The following is a 17,062-nucleotide window of genomic DNA, read 5'->3' as shown; positions in this document are numbered from 1 at the left end:
AGACCCATTTTCGCGGGCATTCCTTACCTGATGCATGGATCAGATCTCGCGGGCATCTTGACTTGATGCATCACGCCCAACCCGCCGATAAGGGCAACACCCGGCTGGTAGATATGCGGTAACTGTTCGTCTCAACAGCGGGTGGATACGGCCAATCGCACATGTTGTGGTGTCCGGTGGGGCCGGCCGTGTTGACAACTGGCAGCAAACCGCCTGTGCGACACGGCATCCCGGAACACCCAGGGATGCTCCGGCGATGTCCTGGCGGCAAGACCAGCGATGACGAGCCGGACGAACGGTCCGGACGTTGCTCCGGATCTCGTTGCGGGACACTGGCACCGGCGCCGCGTGGACCGGCCGGCACCTGCGGGTATGCGCCCGCGAACTTCACCACGAACATCCGCCTCGTCGTCAGCCCGCGGCGGGAGGCCGGGACATGATCGTCGGCCTGAACCCGTACCGGGGACCACTGCCAAAGCTGTGCCCGTAAGCACCCGCGGCGGGCATCCCCGGCACACCAGGCGTACCGGCTGCGGCGTCGGGCACACTGGCGACGCTGGTCCACCCACCGCCCGGGGCGGCGGCACCGGCGTGGTTCACCACCTGCGTGGCCGCCGTCCAACTCTCCGGCACGGACAATCGGCCGACCAGCGCCGCGCGATTGAGCCCGGTCACAACGCTGCTCACACCTGTCGGTGCGGGCGCCGAGGCCAATGCGGGGAAGTTGAAATGGCCGCCGTCGGGTGGCGAGATTGCCGGCAGCCCGCCGGCCTGCAATGAGTTGAGGTCTGCCATGGCACCCGTGATTGCCGGCGTGATCAGGTCCGGGCTTATATAACCGGCTGACGTGAAGCCGTTGACCAGCGAGGAGTTGAAGAAGGTCCCATAGGGGTTGCCGTCCTTGCCATCCAGGAAATTCAGGATATCGGCGAGTATGTTTCCCAGCACCGGAAGGTCAGCCGCAGAATTCACAGCTTCAGCTCCGGACAGGGCCGATGCCGGCGACGCGAGTCCTTGGAGTGCGGACGGCACTGCCGACATCAATTGCGGCAGCTCCGACTGCGTCACAGTGCCCGCCGCGCTGCCGGCGGCTTGAGCGACGGCCGCCGCCTGGCCGGCCTGCCCTGCTGGGTTGGTGGTCTGCGCCGGCTCGCTAAACGGTGTCAGCGTCGAGGCCGCCGCAGCGCTGGCCGCGTAGCCATACATCGCCGCCGCATCCTGAGCCCACATTTCGCCGTACTCGGCCTCGGTGGCCGCGATCGCGGGAGTGTTCTGGCCGAATATGTTGGTGGCTACCAGCATCATCAACCGAGCACGATTAGCCGCGACCACAGCCGGCGGCACCGTCATCGCAAAGGCGGCCTCGAATGCACCCGCCGCCGCTGCTGCCTGAGCGGCAGTCTGCTCGGCCTGGACGCCCGTGATGCTCATCCACCCCATATACGGGGCGACTGCGGCCGCCATCGATGCCGATGCGGGGCCCAGCCAGCCTTCGCCGGTCAGCTCCGAGATCACCGCGTCGTACGAGGCTGCCGTCGAACGCAGTTCCGCTGCCAGCCCATCCCAGGCCGTCACAGCAGCCAGCATCGGCGCCGAGCCCGGTCCGGAATACATGCGCAGCGAATTGACTTCCGGTGGAAGCGCTCCGAAATCCATCATCTTCACCTCCTTTTATCCGACTAGGGCTTCGGTGGCTGCGTCGGCCACTTCGGTCGTGGTGTGGCAACCAACGATCTTCGGCGCGACGGCCGTTGGCGATTTCTGATCAATCACAACTGGTCGTTGGCCGTGGGTGGCGAATCGCGTTGTGGTCACCGCAGTTACGTCGCTGACTGCTTCGTGCAGCGATTCCTGTTGTGTCCTAAGGAAATACATCGGACTTCTCCTCTTGGGGGTTAGTCCAACCGGGCTACGGAGCCTCGCCGCTTTGGGTGGTGTCGGGGAGTTACCGAGAGCACGTACGTTTGCTACGTAGCGCGCCGGGGGTACTCGGCGCCAGCCGATTCAGACGGTGGACAAAGCGCCGTTGACCAGATCGGGATGAATCGGTCATGACTTTCATAGAGCCGCTATTGATCGGGTCCGTTCGGCCCACCTCCTGTCATGATCGGGGCACACGAGCGTGCCGCCGCGGTTGCGATATCCCGGATGAAGTCACCCTCGCGGAATTTGCCAGGAGCGCCACCCCGGTCGTCCGAGCTTCAGCACCACACAGCGTATCCGGCCGCAGCCGCCGCGGAAGCCAGTTAGGCCTAACCCATAGGGACCGGCACCGGGGAAATCTCGAACCCCTTATCGGCGGTGTGGGCCAATGGCCATTCTCCGTGCGGAAACCCAAGCTCACGTGGGCACACCGGCACTTCTGTGGCACCGCGAGCACTAGGTCAACGTCGCCGTTGCACGGTGGGGTGACTCAGCGGAAAAGGCGAGGTTCTCCAAATGGGAACCGGTCACGACGGCCGCGCGGGTGAGCTAAACGCTTGGGTTGGAAGGTTAGCTGTCGACGTAACGCGAGACAGCCGCTACGTCGTTGTCTTCTTCTCCGCCACTGCGGCGCTGAGGCCTTCGGCGAGGTCCTCACGGGTGAGCTCCTTGAATCGGAGCAGCTGGTCCTCGCTGAAATCAGTCAGATCGCTGTTCAGAACTGCGTCCAGATCTGCGTCGTCCAGGCGGAAACTACGGTGGTCGCGGGCCTTCTCGACGACGTTGCGCACGAAACCGGCGTTGCCGAGCATGTCGATGCCCCGGATCAGATCGCCGTCCTCGGAGTAGGTTTGGTCGTTGTAGAACTTGGTGTACGACGGCAGCAACACCTGGGCGGCTGCGTCGGTGATGACGTCTTCATTCTCCCGGCCCATCAACCGGGTCAGCGCGATCAACTCTTGCGGGGTGTAGCTGAAGAACTCGATCACGGTCGAAAACCGCCGTCGTAGACCTTGATTCACTTCGAGCATCTTTTCCATTGCCTTGGCATAGCCGGCGCCGAAGACCACGAGCTCGTCGCGGTGGTTCTCCATGTAAATCAGCAGGGTGTTGATGATCGCGTTGCCGTAGGGGTCGCCCTGGGAATAACCACGCTCGTGCAGTGTGTGCATTTCATCGAAGAAGACCGCGCCACCCAGCGCACCCTCGAGCATTTCTTCGGTGTTCTTCTCGGCATCGGCCATGTACCGGCCCAACAACTTGGTGCGACTGGTCTCCACCACCAGCGGCTTGCGCAATACCGTCAACCCACAGAGCTGCTTGGTGAATGCCCTTGCCACCGAAGTCTTTCCAGTACCCGGCGGCCCCAGCAGCAAGGTGTGACGCGATGTCACCGGAACGGGAAGCCCCATCTTGGCCCGCGCCAAGTTCACCTTGGTCGTCGCCTTGATGAGTTTGATTTCCTTCTTGGCCTTTTCCATGCCGAGCATCGCGTTCAGCTCGGCATCCCCTTCCGCCAAATACTTTGCGGCCATCTCGGCATGGCGAGCAGCCTCGGTTTGGGCGCGGGTCGGCGCACTATCCGGATCCCACGGATCTTTGCGCGCTTCAATAGTTTCCGGATCGGTTAGTACCAGCCGGAAGTTGGGATTGTCCAGAGCTTCGCGGGCCGGGGTGAACTTCGGGTCGCGCGAATAGACCCGGCGCAACAGTTCAACGGCTTCCTCCTCGCGGCCCACATGCCGCAAGCACATGCCCTGCGTGTAGAGCGCGATGTTGGCTGCACCGGGCACCCGGTCCCCTTCGATGGCTTCTTGCGCTCGCCGGAACGCCTCCTCGAAGACGCCCAGTGATGCCAGCGCGGTGGTCGCCATCGCCGCGCCGGCGGCCTTCAGTTCCGGGTGACGCCAAGGCGTTGCCTCGGGAAACTGGTTGAGCACGTCGGGCCAGCGTTTGGTGCGGAAGTAGAGCACGCCCCGCACATAGCTGACCAGTTCGGTGTCGAAAGGATGGCGGGGGTCGGTGGCGTCGAGCAGTTCGGCCGCCTCCTGGTAACGCCTGTTCTCGGCAAGGACCGCAGCGTATGCGCATGCCAGCGAATCAACGCTGGTGACTGCCAGCCGCAGAAACAACCCGTCGGAGACCTCGGGACGGAACTGCAGGTCCGTCACGCCGAGACGGCGAGTCTCCCAACCGAATGTCCTGACCGCCGCCCAGGCGCCGGCGAGCACTTCGATGCTCTGGTCGCCAGCGAGGATTCGGGCCAGCCAGGCATCGCACATGCCGGGATCCAGCTTGGTGGCGGTGGTGAACATTTGCGCCGCCACTTGTGGGTTGTGGCTGGGCTGAAGGCTATTGACCGAGATTCCAGAGGCGAGCAGACCGGCGACCAGGGCGTTGCGGGCATCTTCAGCGGTTGACTGCGGGCGAGTCATTGCCCTGCGGACGAGTTTGCTGCATGCTCCTGTACTTGGTCCACAGGCAGCTCAAGCTCGTCGTAGTCACGCAATTCGCGACTGGGCACGACCAGTCTGGAACGTTTCCCCGGCACCGGCAGGCTCGCGCGTACGGCGGCCAGCTGACGGCCGGTGAGGCGGTTGAGCCCCGCCGTGAGGTCCTTGGGCAGACGTGAATCGCTGTGATAGCGAACCCACGCCGACATGCGCGGCCGACCGGCTCGCGTCGTCAGCCGTACCGTGATCACCGTGGCGTCCACTTCCGGGGTGTCCGGCAACCACAGGCGGTCCAGCGTCTCGGAACTGATGTCCGACGGCGTAACCCAGAAACTGGTGACGTACCCGTTGAAATGCTTGAGACGACGCCAACCGGGACGGCTCCAGGTCGGCTCCAAGTCTGCCAATAGCGCGCTGTCGACGGCGGCCAACTCATCAGCGGTCAACGGCCGCGCCGCACAGGTTTGACCGTCCAGATCCTGAACCAACCGCTCGGTGGCCGCCACCAACGTCGAGGCCAACGAATCACGGGAGGCGACCGCGGCCACGTTGCGCTGCGGATCCATCCGCAACACCAACCAGGTGCGGCGCCGGTTGGCGGTGGATTGGTCCCCCACCACTCCCCACTCCTCGGGACCCCACTCGTCCAATGAAGCCGACGCCTTGGCGGCCTCGGCGCTGCCGCGCACTTCCACTGACACGATGTCGATGCCATCGAGTTGGATGTCGAACTGCCGCAAGCTTTCAGCAACCGCAACCACTGGCAACACCGCCGACTGCGAGGTCCGATGACGATGTCGGCCCGGCTGGTCGCCTTCACCACCGTCAACCTCGATCACCGTGACCAACTGGCCCTGATATTCACGCACCCCGACGGTGTCACGTCCGAAGTGACGCTGGTGATCGATCGCAGGCGTACACCCTGCGCCCAGCGCGGTACCCGGGTCGGCAGACCAATCCCACACCCAGGTGGCGATGCCTGAGGTCACAGTGATCCCGTGATAAGTGACGACCGACAACAGTGTCAGCACCACCGCAAGACCCACACCGACCCACCACGCCACGCGGTACTGGCCCTGCCACGAGTCCGGGAAGTGGCTCGCGACCACGAGAATGACCACGCCCACCAAGAACACCGTTGTCAACCGCGGCCACGACAAAGCCAGCCCAAACCGATGCTGAGCCTTCATCGCTGCTTCCGTGATCGTCGCATCAATGTCGCCGTACCGAACACCGCACCGCCTATCAGTAGTGCCCCGGTCAATCCCCCGGCAGCCACCCAAATCGGGACCATATTGCGTTCCATGGGTGGTTTCGGCAGCGCCAGTGGCGCCGACAGTTGCTTCGGGGGCTGGACTGGCCCTTCCGGCACATCCCAAGTCAGAGCTGCCACCGGGTCCACCACACCGTAGCCGACCTGGTTATCCACACCGCGAGCGGGCGGCCTGGCCGTGTGAATCAATCGGTTCTTGACTTGGTAGGCCGACAATTCGGGGTACTTCGCCCGGACCAGGGCCACTACCCCGGACACGATCGCTGCGGAGAAACTGGTGCCGGCCGGAACCAGCAACGTGTTGTCCGGGCCGTCAATCGCGTTGATCAAGCCGTCGTCTCGAGGCGAAAGGCCGACGACGTCGGTCCCCGGTGCGGCAATCGAGACCCAGGGCCCGGCGATGCTCATTTGACTCATCGGCTGACCATTGGCGTCGACTGCGCCGACCGTCAGGACGTAGTCGCTGAACCACGACGGGGTCACCACCGTGGTGACCGCGTTCCAGTCACGGGGATCGCTGGGCTGCAACGGATCGAAAACCGGGTTCTGTTTGCAATCCTTCTTGCTGCTGTCGCCGGCCGCGGCCACGATGACCGCGTTCTTGTCGACCGCCGCGTAGCGGACCGCCGCACCCAACACCCGTTGATCGATCACATTGCGGGCGCTCATGCATGTCACGTCGGAGATGTTGATCACCGAAGCACCCATGTTGGCAGCATGCACGATCGCTCGCGCCATGGTCTGGACATTGTCGATCTTTTGTGCCGTCTGCGGATCTTCATCGCCGGTGTACGGGTCTTTGAGACCGAAGGCCTGACTCGATTGGCGGATGGAAATCAGTTCGACATCCGGGGCGATTCCGCTGAACGCGTCGGGCGGTGGCGCTGGTGAGGGCGGCGGGTCGAGCGGATGCGGACCGCTCGGATTGTCGATCCCGAGTACCCGCCGGCCACCGGAGTAGCTGGGTATCGTCACGGTTCCACCACCGCGGGCGCCGGCCGGAGCCTGACCCGGGGCCACCGGAGGCACCGGGCCCGGCGCCGGGGCGGCACCCGGGGCCCCCTCCTCAGACGGCGGAGCCGGAACCACGGTGATTGTCTGGGTCTGCGGTGGCACCGGTGACAACGTCACAGTCTGCGGTGGTGGCGGCTTCTCCGTGGTGGGGATGGTGACGGGCCGGCGCGGAACCGCCGGAGGGGGCGCCGCCCCATTGGCCGGAGCCGCGCCGATCATCGACGCCACGATGGTTCCGTGAGCATCGCAGTCCGATAAGCCGTCACCGCCGGCCATCACGTAGTCGCCGCCGGGAATCAGATGCGGAAACCTGGGGTGCGGCGTCACGCCGGTGTCGATGACGGCGACTTTCACCCCCTCGCCCCGGCCGAACTGCCATGCCTCGGTGAGGTTCAGCATCTCCATGTACTTAGGCGGCAATCGAAAGTCCGTGCCGGGTAACGTTCCGACTTCGGTGCAGTAGGAGTTCTGCTTCATCGGGGCGACGGGTCCGGGCGGACCATCAGGTGGCAACGCTGCCGGGTCGATCGTCGGGGGTGAAATCGCGTGCGCCGGCGGCAAACCGGCTAGCGCACCCGAGGCAAGCAGGATCGCGGCGACGGCCGCGGCTGGGCCGCGACCACGCCGCAATCTGTCGTTACCGGTACCGAATCGCTGCATAGACATTCATCAACCACAATGCCAACGGGAAGATCGGCATCAAGCAGAGGTATTCGATCCATTCCACGAACTTGCGGAACAGCGGGCTGTAGATGGTGTTTGGCACCACGGCCGCAGCTGTCAGACCCGCTGCCGGCAGCAGCACCAGGATCGCCGCCGCGATCGATACCGACAACGGTGATGCCAGCACCACCGCATACCGGATAACTACCGCGGCGACGACGATCACGCCGGTGGCGGCCAGGGTGGTCGCCTGCCATCGGTCGACGTACGACCGTCCGCGCAACAGCAGGAACCCGGCGGTGAATCCAGCAAGTAGTAGCGGTAGCCAGCGTTCCCTGGTGTGCGGATTGCACAGCGAAGTCAGGGAAATCACCATCAGGACACCGAGCCCCACCAGCAAGCCACTCAGGAATGACCGAGCGCGTTCGGCTTGCAACACCACATCGCGTACGGACGCCGGCCCTTCGAGGGTCGCCGGACCACCACCGGACCTCACCACCGTGGTGGGCAGGTCGGGACGGGCCTCGAAAACCCACCTGCTGGTGGCGGACGGGAACACCGGCAGCCGGATCCCGGCCAGCCGCCGCGACAGCGCGGGGGCCGCGTGATAGAGCAGGACGCAGGCCAGCACCGTGCTACTGAACAACGTCACCGCACTGGCTGCGGCGACCATCCGGGCCAGACCCGCAAGCGTCGCCACCAGGCTGATGGTGACGATCGCGGTGTAGATCCCTAGCCGGCGACCGGTGAATCGCAGCGCCAACGTGGCGGCTACTGACAGCACCCCGAAACCCAGCACCGCTTGCGGCGACCCGACCGGACCGGGAGGCGCCGCGGCGGCGGCCACTGCCAATGGAGCGAGACCGCTCATCAGCATGATGTCGGCAACGCGCCGATCGGGGTCGGTCTTGGCGCGCATCAACAGCAGCATCGACACCGCCAACACCAGTACGGCGACCACTGACGCGAAAATGGTCGTCAACCACGTGTTGTGGTGCCACCTCCACCAGCCGAGCACTCCTGATGCCAGGACGACGCCGATGGCCACCATCGAAGCCCCGACCTGTACGGCGACAACCGGATCGATCGAGGCGAATCGCTTGCTGAGATTGGACGCAACCGCTGTGGAGATGTGCTCGATGACTTGCGACCGCTTCTCGGTGTCCGGGATGAATCGGATCCACAGCCGGTCGCCGTCATAGACCTCTTGTTCGGTCAACGACTGCGTGGCCCGCAACGGCGAGCCATCGACCAGGCACAACGCCCACCTGCCGCGGCCGGTGGCCTCCAGGGGAGGCTCGCCGAGCTCTCGGAGCCTACTGTTCACCACTTTCAACAGTGGTTCGGTCATCACCGAAACCGGGGCGTTGGCATCCAGCAGCACGCCGATCTGGACACCGACACCGGCCATGATGCCGACGACGACGGATCGGGGCGACGAGACGCCCTCGATTTCGGTCTGTGGCGCATCAGCTACTGCGGTCATCGTCCTGTACCCCCTGCCGTGCCGAACGTGGTAGCCCATGACTTCAGCCGCGCCCGGGGCACCGTCGGTGTGCTCACCGAGGCGTCGCCCCGGGTGAGCTGCGGATCGACCAACTCCGAATTCATTTGCCTCGCCTCGCGACTAAATGGTTGTGGTTGACGTTTTGATTTTCAATTGTGCAGCCGCTACCAGAGCAGTATGCCCGGTCCGCATCTGGCTCGCATTCTATGTTTGAAAGCGTTGTAGCACTTTGTTTTTCGTAACAGCGTTGTTAAACCCTACTGTGTGTTTTCCACTCGCCGTACGGCAGCGTGTCCAACACGGTCTTCACCCCGACTTGCACCAATTGCGGGGTTGCCGGACAGATAGCCAGCCACGCTTCCCCGGAGCCCGCGGTTCGCGCCTGCTGGTAGAGCGCGATGCGCCCACCCGATCCGTCCTTAAGGGACAGCACCGAGGCGCTCGGACCCTTGGCGTCGTCTCGGTACTGCCGCGCATAGACCGCGACCTCGGCCGCAGGATCTGATAACGCCTGGCCCAGCGCGGCCACCGTGGAGGCGCTGATACCCATTCGCCGCAGATCGCCGCCGGAAAAGACGTTGAAGCCGGATTCCTGCCATGACTTGGTGGCCTCCAGCATCTCCTCCAAAGGCACATTGACCGCATTGATCGCAGCAGGGTCGGCGTGGTGAATCGACTCCAGCCCGTCTATCACCAGTGCGGCGATCGATGCGCTGTCGGTTACCGAGACGTCGTCGACGGTGATGTCGTTGCCCACCCGCACCGCGGACACCCAGTGCTGGCCACGGCGGGCCAGCACCACCCGGAACTCGTTGTCCGGAATGTCGCGCGAACCGGGCGGCTGGTTCTCGTCGTCGACTACCCCGTACAGCAACTTGCCCCGGGAGAGCAGGGCGACGACCTCGAGGTCGGGCGCGGCGAGCACCCTCATTCGGGCGGCCACCTGTTCGTTGACCGTGTCTCCGACGACAATGCCCTGCTCGCGCATGACCGCCATACCGGGATGCTCATTCAGCCAGTCGTTGTTGTCGGTGGATACGTACGGCCGGCACCGCAGCTCGGGCGCAACGTGCCGGATATCCAGCAGCGCCTGGAGCATCCAGAAGCCGTCCACGTTGACGGTGATATCGGTGCGCGTGCTCTGTTGATCCATGCCTAACCTCAGAGGTCTTCAGTTGTTCGACTGCCGGTCAACTGCAGGACACGGCAGCACACCCGGTAGTTGGTGTGCTGCCGCGCCTGAAGTTCGGTTTTAGGCCCAGCTGGAGCCGACGGCGCTGTCGGTTTGCGCCATGTTGCTGCCGGCGGCCTGGACCTTCTGGCCGTGGGCGTTGGCCTGCTCGTAGATCACCTGGAAGTTGCGGCCCAACTGGGTGATGAACTCCTGGCAGGCCACCGAACCGGCACCGCCCCAGAAGTCGCCGGCAGCCAGCACATCGCGAACGATGGCCTGGTGCTCGGCCTCGAGCGACGCCGCCTGGGCACGAATCGTGGCGCCGTGGGCGTCGACATCGCCGAACTGGTAATTAATGGTCATAGTGGTGTTCTCCTAACCAGTGAAAGCGTACGCAGCTGTGGCTGGCGCTAGCTGCTGAGGATCTGCTGGGAGGCCTGCTCTTGCTGCTCGTAGTTGTTGGCGTCCCGGATCAGGCCGTCACGCACCCCGTGCAGCATGTTCACAATGTTGCGGAACGCCTGGTTCATCTGGCCCATGGTGTCCAGCGAGGTCGCCTCGGCCAAACCGCTCCAGCCCGCGCCGGAGATGTTCTGCGAGGACGCCCACATCCGGCGGGCCTCATCCTCAACCGTCTGGGCGTGCATCTCGAAGCGGCCCGCCATCGCCCGCATCTCGTGCGGGTCGGTCATAAAGCGTGAAGTCACCTGAATTTCTCCTTATTGATTGCCTAGATCTTGGATCTTGCCTACATCATTTGTCGTCTGTTGTTTGCCGGGGGTGCGATGGCCGGCCAGCTACGCGTTCACGAAACCGCCGACCGGAGGACTATGAATGATCCCCCCTTTCCAGCCGACGGGCACCAGGCGTCGCGGGACGGCGACACCGACATCGGGCACCGACCGCAACATCGGAATCGATGAATGCGACCCCTCCGTGCACAGACTTGGCCGCGTGGCGCGCTCGCGCAATGACCCGCCGGCGAGAGGTGACCGTAGAACTCACGTCCGTCGCCGCATCCCTCCCCCGGTCCACAAATGCCAGCGTGGTCAGCCGGCAGCGGCGGCGTTGGCGGCCTCGGTGGCCGCATACGAACCGGAACTGGTCGCCAGTGTGTTAACGAACATCTCGTGAATCGCGGCGGCCTGGGCGCTGACCGCTTGGTACATCTGCGCGTGCGCGGCGAATTGAGCCGCGGTCAAGGCCGATACCTCGTCGGCGGCCGCCGGCACAACCCCCGTCGTAGGGGCCGCCGCAGCGGCGTTCTGGGCGCTCATTGTGGTGCCAATACCCTGCAGGCTTGACGCCGCAGCCGCCAGAGCTTCCGGCTGTGTGGTCACAAATGTCATGCTGTTTTCCTCCCTCGATTGTCCTCGATTGTCCCCGGCACCGCTCTACTGCAAGAGAGTAGATGACCGCGCGGCGCCAGTTTGCTTTCAACGCCACCATTTAGCAAGTGTTCACGTGTTGGCACGGCAAATTCACCTGTGGTAACGACACAGTAACAGCGGGAAGGGCTGTTTGTCGTCCGCTCAGCAAACTCCCAACCAAACCCTTGGGAAGTTAGGTGTCCATACCGGTCAATATCTGCTGACCACTGCGTTCCGGCTGCCGCGCAGGGTGGCCGGATCAATGCCGCCCAGAAGATGACGCGGTGCCGTGCAAGCCCAGCACGCGCTGCGCGCACGCTGGGCGCGCTTCGATAGGCGAAGCGGCGTCGGCGAAACACGGCACAACTTGGCGGTCAGCCGGCGAACGGTGGGCGGGCCATGACAGTGGGCCGGAAGCCATAGCGGGGCCCGGCGCCCGCCGCAGCGCCGGCGCCGGCGCCGGCTAGCGGCAGACCGCCCAGCAGATTTCCGGCCGCCGTATCTGGTGCCGCGCTGATGGTACTCACCGGCAACGGAGCCGCATGGCCAACCGTCGGGCCGATCCCCGAAATCGCGGCCGGCACCGATAGCTTCCCGACGGACGCCGCCTGGCCCATGCTCGCGGCCACCCCACTGCCACCGCCGCCCAGCAGTCCGCCCAAGCCGGCTAAGCCGTTCGCAGCGGCGCTGCCGGCGGCCGACGAAGCAGCCGGCGCGAGACCCTTGCTGAGGGACAGCAACGTATTCGCCATACCGGTAGAGAAGTATGGCAAGCCCTCGACGTTGTAGGCGGGACCGGCGAAATTCCTGAACGCGGTAATCAACCACTGCGGGTTTAACGTGCTATTTCCGCCTATCCCGGTCAACACCGAGCCAACGATCGAGTTCGGGTTGAAGGCTACCGATCCCAACGTTTCGCTGGTTGGGGTCAGCCCGACAAGAGCCATGTTCGACGGCGACGCCAACCCCGCCAGCTGGGTCTGCAAGCTGTTAACCAGGTCCAACAGTGTTTGTTGTGCCGAGCCCGCCGTAGTGCCGACTGCTTGAGTGACCGCGCTGGCCTGCACGGCCTCGGCAGCTGGGCTGGTCGTCTGCGGAGGCGACGTGAACGGGGTGATCTTCGTAGCGGTAGCTGACGAGCCCGCATACTGGTACATCGTGGCGGCGTCCTGAGCCCACATTTCGCCATATTGGGCCTCGAGCGCCGCTATAGCGTTGGTGTATTGACCGAACACGTTGGAAGCCAGCAGCTGCGCGAGCTCAGCACGATTGAGCGCGACCAACTGCGGGGGCACCGTCGCCGCATGCGCGGCCTCATATGCCGCCGCGGCGGCCGTGGCCTTGCTTGCCGCCAGTTCGGCTTGCGTGGCGGCGTTGCTCATCCAGGCCACGTAGGGCGCGACCGCCTCGGCCATCGATGCCGACGCCGGACCGAGCCACTCTTCGCTGGCCAGGCCGGTGATCACGGCTTCGTAGGCTGTGGCGGCCGCATTCAGCTCAGCCGCCAACCCGTTCCACGCCGAAGCAGCGGCCGTCATCGGCCCCGACCCCGGACCGATGTACATCAGCACGGAGTTGATTTCCGGCGGTAGCGCCCCAAAATCCATTGCTTGACCCTTATCTGCTCGCGACTGCGTTCGCCGCCTTGGTGGCCGCATACGAAACGGCACTGACGCCCAAGGTCTTGACGAACATCTCGTGGATGGCCGCCGCCTGCGCGGATGCGACCTGGTAGATCTCGGCATACGCGGCGATCCGCGCCGAGACCTTGTCAGCGGCCGCTGGAACCACCCCGGCCGTAGGTGCTGCAGTGGCAGCGTTCTGGACGTTCAGTGCCGAGCCGATGCCTGGTGACGTAGCGGCAGCAGCCGACAATGCTTCTGGCTGTGTCGTCACAAACGACATCAGTTTCCTCCCTCGAATAACCCTGTGCCTCACCGGCTTCAGGGCATCCCTTCCCGTGATCAGGTTACTTGGCTGCTATGGCTCGGCATGCTTCCGATGCCAACTATTCATTCCTGGACCGCTACTGTTCATTTATTGCTATCGAGCATTAATCTGCAGTTGGGTTTTGGATCAGCTGCTATGCCGTTTTCGCCTCCAATTCGTTGAACGAACTGGATGATTCGCCGAACCCTCAGTCGCACCGTGAGCGAGCCTCCGTCCTTGGTCACCCGGCAGACAGTGGGCGGTTGAGTACGTTGTAGCGGAATCCGTACTTGTTGACGTAGCCGGCGGCGCGCCGGCCGGCGCCAGTCAGCGGTATTCCGCGCAGTAGTCCCGATGTTCCGGCGTTGGTCGCGGTGGCGTTGAGGGCGCTGACCGCTCCGGTGTCGCCGGACAATGGGCTTACTTCTGAGGCCGTGATGGCCGCCCAGGTCGGTGGCACCGACAACCGGCCAATGGTTGCTGCCTTGCTCAGACCGGCCGGCGGGGCGCCCCAGGAACCGCCCACGGCCCCCGGCGGCGCCAGCGCCCCACCGAGCGCGGGATTGGGCGCCGGAGCACCAGGTACCATTCCCGCCGCCCACGCCAAGAGCGAATTGGCCGACCCGAGAGCGAAGTACGGGTAATTGGTGACCGAATTCCAAATATTTGTCGACGCTCCGAATATTGTGGCGAGTAGTCCGGTGGGTCCGACGACCCAGGGCGGAACCGCCAATGACGACGGGGTCAGCGAGAACCCCAGTTGCGTCAGAATCGAGTCGATACCCGTTATGGGTGTGGTGGTCGATATCGGCGACGTCAGACTGCCCAGTAACGCAGTCATCGACATCGCCGGCACAACGGTCGGCGCCGAGTTGGCTGCCGATGCGGCGACGGCCTCACCCACCGCGGCGGCCTGCCCGGCCACTGCGCCGGGTTGGGTGGTGGCAGGCGGCGGCTGGAACGGCGTCAACTGTGACGCGGTCGCCGAGGAGGCGGCATAGCCATACATCGCGGCGGCGTCTTGGGCCCACATCTCGGCATATTGGGCCTCGGTGGCCGCGATCGCCGGCGTGTTCTGCCCGAAAAAGTTGGTCGCGATCAAGGCGAGCAACAACGCCCGGTTGGCCGCGACCACCGCCGGCGGCACCGTCATCGCGAAGGCGGTCTCATAGGCTGTGGCGGCCACGCGGGCTTGCATGCCCGCTTGCTCGGCCTGCTCGGCGGTGGCGTTCAACCAGGCCACATACGGCGCGGCCGCGGCCAGCATCGACGCCGACGCCGGCCCCACCCACGGTGAGCTGGTCAGTTCGGTGATCACCGAGCCGTAGCCCGCGGCCGCCGTGCTCAATTCCGCGGCCAGCCCATCCCAGCCCGCCGCGGCGACCATCATCGGGCCCGATCCCGGGCCGGCATACATTCGTCCCGAGTTGATCTCCGGCGGTAACGCCCCGAAGTCCAACACCACCCCTCCTCAGCCTCTCCCTGGCCGATCCGATCGATGACAGCCCAGCCGGTCGCGGCCACGCCATCACCCTGATCGTGAATACATTGCGGGACAGCAGTTCTGATCGCTATGAGCTGATGCCGGGGCGCATCTGTGGCCGTCGATGACGGCCGCTTATGGGTGTACGGTCACCAAGGAAATGCGCCCTCAGCGTCGAGAAGCCGGGGACTTTAACATCGGCAATCAACAGTTCGTTCGTTGCGAACCCGTTGCATATCAAACACTTTAAGTTGCGGACGCCGCTTACGGCGCCCACGACCACTCGGGGATGACGCGAAGAGTCTGCTCCCGACGCGGCCACGTCGGCCCTTGCCCGCCGGCTTTCACTCTCCGACCTGCGAGAGCGCACCGCTTCTCGGCTCTCCATCGAGTGGCGACGCCAGTCACCGCATCACCACCGCGGATAAAAATCTGGCCGCGGCCAAATGATGTACATCGCCGATGGCGGGCCAGCTTCCGACCGAACGGCCATCAATGCTTCGATCAACGGGCGCTCACCAGCATGATGGCGGCGACATTTCGCCGTGGCAGCGCAGCCGGTGCGGTAGTTTCCACTATCCGGCCGACGGCGGGCGGTTGAGTACGTTGTAGCGGAATCCGTACTTGTTGACGTAGCCGGCGGTGCGCCGGCCGGCGCCGGTCAGCGGTATTCCGCGCAGTAGTCCCGATGTTCCGGCGTTGGTCGCGGTGGCGTTGAGGGCGCTGACCGCTCCGGTGTCGCCGGACAATGGGCTTACTTCTGAGGCCGTGATGGCCGCCCAGGTCGGTGGCACCGACAACCGGCCAATGGTTGCTGCCTTGCCCAGACCGGCCGCCGGGGCGCCCCAGGAACCGCCCACGGCCCCCGGCGGCGCCAGCGCCCCACCGAGCGCGGGATTGGGCGCCGGAGCACCCGGTAGCAGACCGCCACCCCACGCGATAAGTGAATTGACCGAACCCAGCGCGAAGTACGGGTAATTGGTGACCGAATTCCAAATATTTGTCGAATCACCGAATATTGTGGCGAGTAGTCCGGTGGGTCCGACGACCCAGGGCGGAACCGCCAATGACGACGGGGTCAGCGAGAACCCCAGTTGCGTCAGAATCGAGTCGATACCCGTTATGGGTGTGGTGGTCGATATCGGCGACGTCAGACTGCCCAGTAACGCAGTCATCGAGATCGCCGGCACAACGGTCGGCGCCGAGTTGGCTGCCGATGCGGCGACGGCCTCACCCACCGCGGCGGCCTGCCCGGCCACTGCGCCGGGTTGGGTGGTGGCAGGCGGCGGCTGGAACGGCGTCAACTGTGACGCGGTCGCCGAGGAGGCGGCATAGCCATACATCGCGGCGGCGTCTTGGGCCCACATCTCGGCATATTGGGCCTCGGTGGCCGCGATCGCCGGCGTGTTCTGCCCGAAAAAGTTGGTCGCGATCAAGGCGAGCAACAACGCCCGGTTGGCCGCGACCACCGCCGGCGGCACCGTCATCGCGAAGGCGGTCTCATAGGCTGTGGCGGCCACGCGGGCTTGCATGCCCGCTTGCTCGGCCTGCTCGCCCGTCGCGTTCAACCAGGCCACATACGGCGCGGCCGCGGCCAGCATCGACGCCGACGCCGGCCCCACCCACGGTGAGCTGGTCAGTTCGGTGATCACCGAACCGTAGCCGCCCGCCGCCGTGCTCAATTCCGCGGCCAGCCCATCCCAGCCCGCCGCGGCGGCCATCATCGGGCCCGATCCCGGGCCGGCATACATTCGCCCCGAGTTGATCTCCGGCGGTAACGCCCCGAAGTCCAACACCACCCCTCCTCAGCCTCTCCCTGGCCGATCCGATCGATGACAGCCCAGCCGGTCGCGGCTAAGCCATCACCGCCATCACCCTGATCGCGAACTCGTCACGGGCCAGCAGTGCTGATACCACCCCAGCCCATACCGCGCGTCGCATTGGCTGTCGATGCTCATCAGTGGCTCGCCCTTGCCGTCCTGTGAGTCAACGCGTCACCGGCAGTCATCGCCTAGCCGACACCGGATTCATCCGCGGCCGTTGCGGCCACCACTTCCACATGCGCGGGCAGCAACGGAATGCACCCGCGTTCCCGAAAAGCCCGGGATTTTAACATCACCAATCAGCAGTTCGTTCGTTGTGAACCCGTTGCACATCAAACACTTTAGGTTGCCGGACCGGGTCCCCCGGGCGCGGACGCCAACAATTCATTCCCCGCAAACGATTGTTAAGCTGCCGTTAAACCGCGAGTTCAGTCGCGTCCACGCAACCTG

13 protein-coding genes are annotated in these 17,062 nt (G+C 64.7%); all 13 read right to left on the bottom strand.

The features are described 5' to 3' along the window. Positions 1 to 411: 411 nt before the first annotated feature. On the bottom strand, positions 412 to 1,656 hold the full coding sequence (locus tag AWC07_RS09350) for a PPE family protein (RefSeq protein WP_036408987.1): 1,245 nt from the start codon (positions 1,654 to 1,656) through the stop codon (positions 412 to 414). Between the two features lie 866 nt (positions 1,657 to 2,522). Further along, positions 2,523 to 4,358, bottom strand: coding sequence for a type VII secretion system ESX-5 AAA family ATPase EccA5 (gene eccA5, locus AWC07_RS09345; protein ID WP_036408980.1), 1,836 nt, complete (start codon positions 4,356 to 4,358; stop codon positions 2,523 to 2,525). Next, positions 4,355 to 5,566, bottom strand: a complete 1,212-nt coding sequence (gene eccE / locus AWC07_RS09340; RefSeq protein ID WP_036408983.1) for a type VII secretion protein EccE — start codon at positions 5,564 to 5,566, stop codon at positions 4,355 to 4,357. Before eccE ends, eccA5 begins: the two co-directional genes overlap by 4 nt. Continuing rightward, positions 5,563 to 7,323 carry a type VII secretion-associated serine protease mycosin gene (gene mycP / locus AWC07_RS09335; protein WP_085105041.1) on the bottom strand — a complete coding sequence of 587 codons (1,761 nt, stop codon included), beginning with the start codon at positions 7,321 to 7,323 and terminating at the stop codon, positions 5,563 to 5,565. Before mycP ends, eccE begins: the two co-directional genes overlap by 4 nt. Continuing rightward, complete coding sequence (gene eccD / locus AWC07_RS09330; protein ID WP_085105040.1) at positions 7,301 to 8,812, bottom strand: type VII secretion integral membrane protein EccD; 1,512 nt, start codon at positions 8,810 to 8,812, stop codon at positions 7,301 to 7,303. The genes mycP and eccD overlap by 23 nt, the downstream gene beginning before the upstream one ends. Before the next feature lie 271 nt (positions 8,813 to 9,083). Then, positions 9,084 to 9,986, bottom strand: coding sequence for an ESX secretion-associated protein EspG (locus AWC07_RS09325; protein ID WP_023363995.1), 903 nt, complete (start codon positions 9,984 to 9,986; stop codon positions 9,084 to 9,086). 99 nt (positions 9,987 to 10,085) lie between these two features. Continuing rightward, positions 10,086 to 10,370, bottom strand: a complete 285-nt coding sequence (locus AWC07_RS09320; protein ID WP_023363993.1) for a WXG100 family type VII secretion target — start codon at positions 10,368 to 10,370, stop codon at positions 10,086 to 10,088. A 47-nt stretch (positions 10,371 to 10,417) separates the two neighbouring features. Continuing rightward, positions 10,418 to 10,714: a WXG100 family type VII secretion target gene (locus tag AWC07_RS09315; protein WP_036410127.1), complete on the bottom strand. Its 297-nt coding sequence runs from the start codon at positions 10,712 to 10,714 to the stop codon at positions 10,418 to 10,420. A gap of 342 nt (positions 10,715 to 11,056) precedes the next feature. Then, positions 11,057 to 11,356, bottom strand: coding sequence for a PE family protein (locus AWC07_RS09310; protein WP_036410128.1), 300 nt, complete (start codon positions 11,354 to 11,356; stop codon positions 11,057 to 11,059). A gap of 395 nt (positions 11,357 to 11,751) precedes the next feature. Continuing rightward, positions 11,752 to 12,984: a PPE family protein gene (locus tag AWC07_RS09305; RefSeq protein WP_036410129.1), complete on the bottom strand. Its 1,233-nt coding sequence runs from the start codon at positions 12,982 to 12,984 to the stop codon at positions 11,752 to 11,754. Positions 12,985 to 12,994: 10 nt separating this feature from the next. Further along, on the bottom strand, positions 12,995 to 13,282 hold the full coding sequence (locus tag AWC07_RS09300; RefSeq protein WP_036410130.1) for a PE family protein: 288 nt from the start codon (positions 13,280 to 13,282) through the stop codon (positions 12,995 to 12,997). A 265-nt stretch (positions 13,283 to 13,547) separates the two neighbouring features. Then, positions 13,548 to 14,765, bottom strand: coding sequence for a PPE family protein (locus AWC07_RS09295; protein WP_139829616.1), 1,218 nt, complete (start codon positions 14,763 to 14,765; stop codon positions 13,548 to 13,550). A gap of 599 nt (positions 14,766 to 15,364) precedes the next feature. After that, positions 15,365 to 16,582: a PPE family protein gene (locus tag AWC07_RS09290; protein WP_139829615.1), complete on the bottom strand. Its 1,218-nt coding sequence runs from the start codon at positions 16,580 to 16,582 to the stop codon at positions 15,365 to 15,367. Positions 16,583 to 17,062: the final 480 nt, after the last annotated feature.

It is taken from the genome of Mycobacterium gastri, assembly GCF_002102175.1.
Lineage (GTDB): Bacteria > Actinomycetota > Actinomycetes > Mycobacteriales > Mycobacteriaceae > Mycobacterium > Mycobacterium gastri.
This window is presented reverse-complemented; position numbering and strand designations above follow the sequence as displayed.

What these genes read in the sequence shown, in the direction of transcription:
- AWC07_RS09350 (WP_036408987.1), bottom strand. Translation starts at nt 1,656, where the DNA reads ATGGATTTCGGAGCGCTTCCACCGGAAGTCAATTCGCTGCGCATGTAT.
- eccA5 (WP_036408980.1), bottom strand. Translation starts at nt 4,358, where the DNA reads ATGACTCGCCCGCAGTCAACCGCTGAAGATGCCCGCAACGCCCTGGTC.
- eccE (WP_036408983.1), bottom strand. Translation starts at nt 5,566, where the DNA reads ATGAAGGCTCAGCATCGGTTTGGGCTGGCTTTGTCGTGGCCGCGGTTG.
- mycP (WP_085105041.1), bottom strand. Translation starts at nt 7,323, where the DNA reads ATGCAGCGATTCGGTACCGGTAACGACAGATTGCGGCGTGGTCGCGGC.
- eccD (WP_085105040.1), bottom strand. Translation starts at nt 8,812, where the DNA reads ATGACCGCAGTAGCTGATGCGCCACAGACCGAAATCGAGGGCGTCTCG.
- AWC07_RS09325 (WP_023363995.1), bottom strand. Translation starts at nt 9,986, where the DNA reads ATGGATCAACAGAGCACGCGCACCGATATCACCGTCAACGTGGACGGC.
- AWC07_RS09320 (WP_023363993.1), bottom strand. Translation starts at nt 10,370, where the DNA reads ATGACCATTAATTACCAGTTCGGCGATGTCGACGCCCACGGCGCCACG.
- AWC07_RS09310 (WP_036410128.1), bottom strand. Translation starts at nt 11,356, where the DNA reads ATGACATTTGTGACCACACAGCCGGAAGCTCTGGCGGCTGCGGCGTCA.
- AWC07_RS09305 (WP_036410129.1), bottom strand. Translation starts at nt 12,984, where the DNA reads ATGGATTTTGGGGCGCTACCGCCGGAAATCAACTCCGTGCTGATGTAC.
- AWC07_RS09300 (WP_036410130.1), bottom strand. Translation starts at nt 13,282, where the DNA reads ATGTCGTTTGTGACGACACAGCCAGAAGCATTGTCGGCTGCTGCCGCT.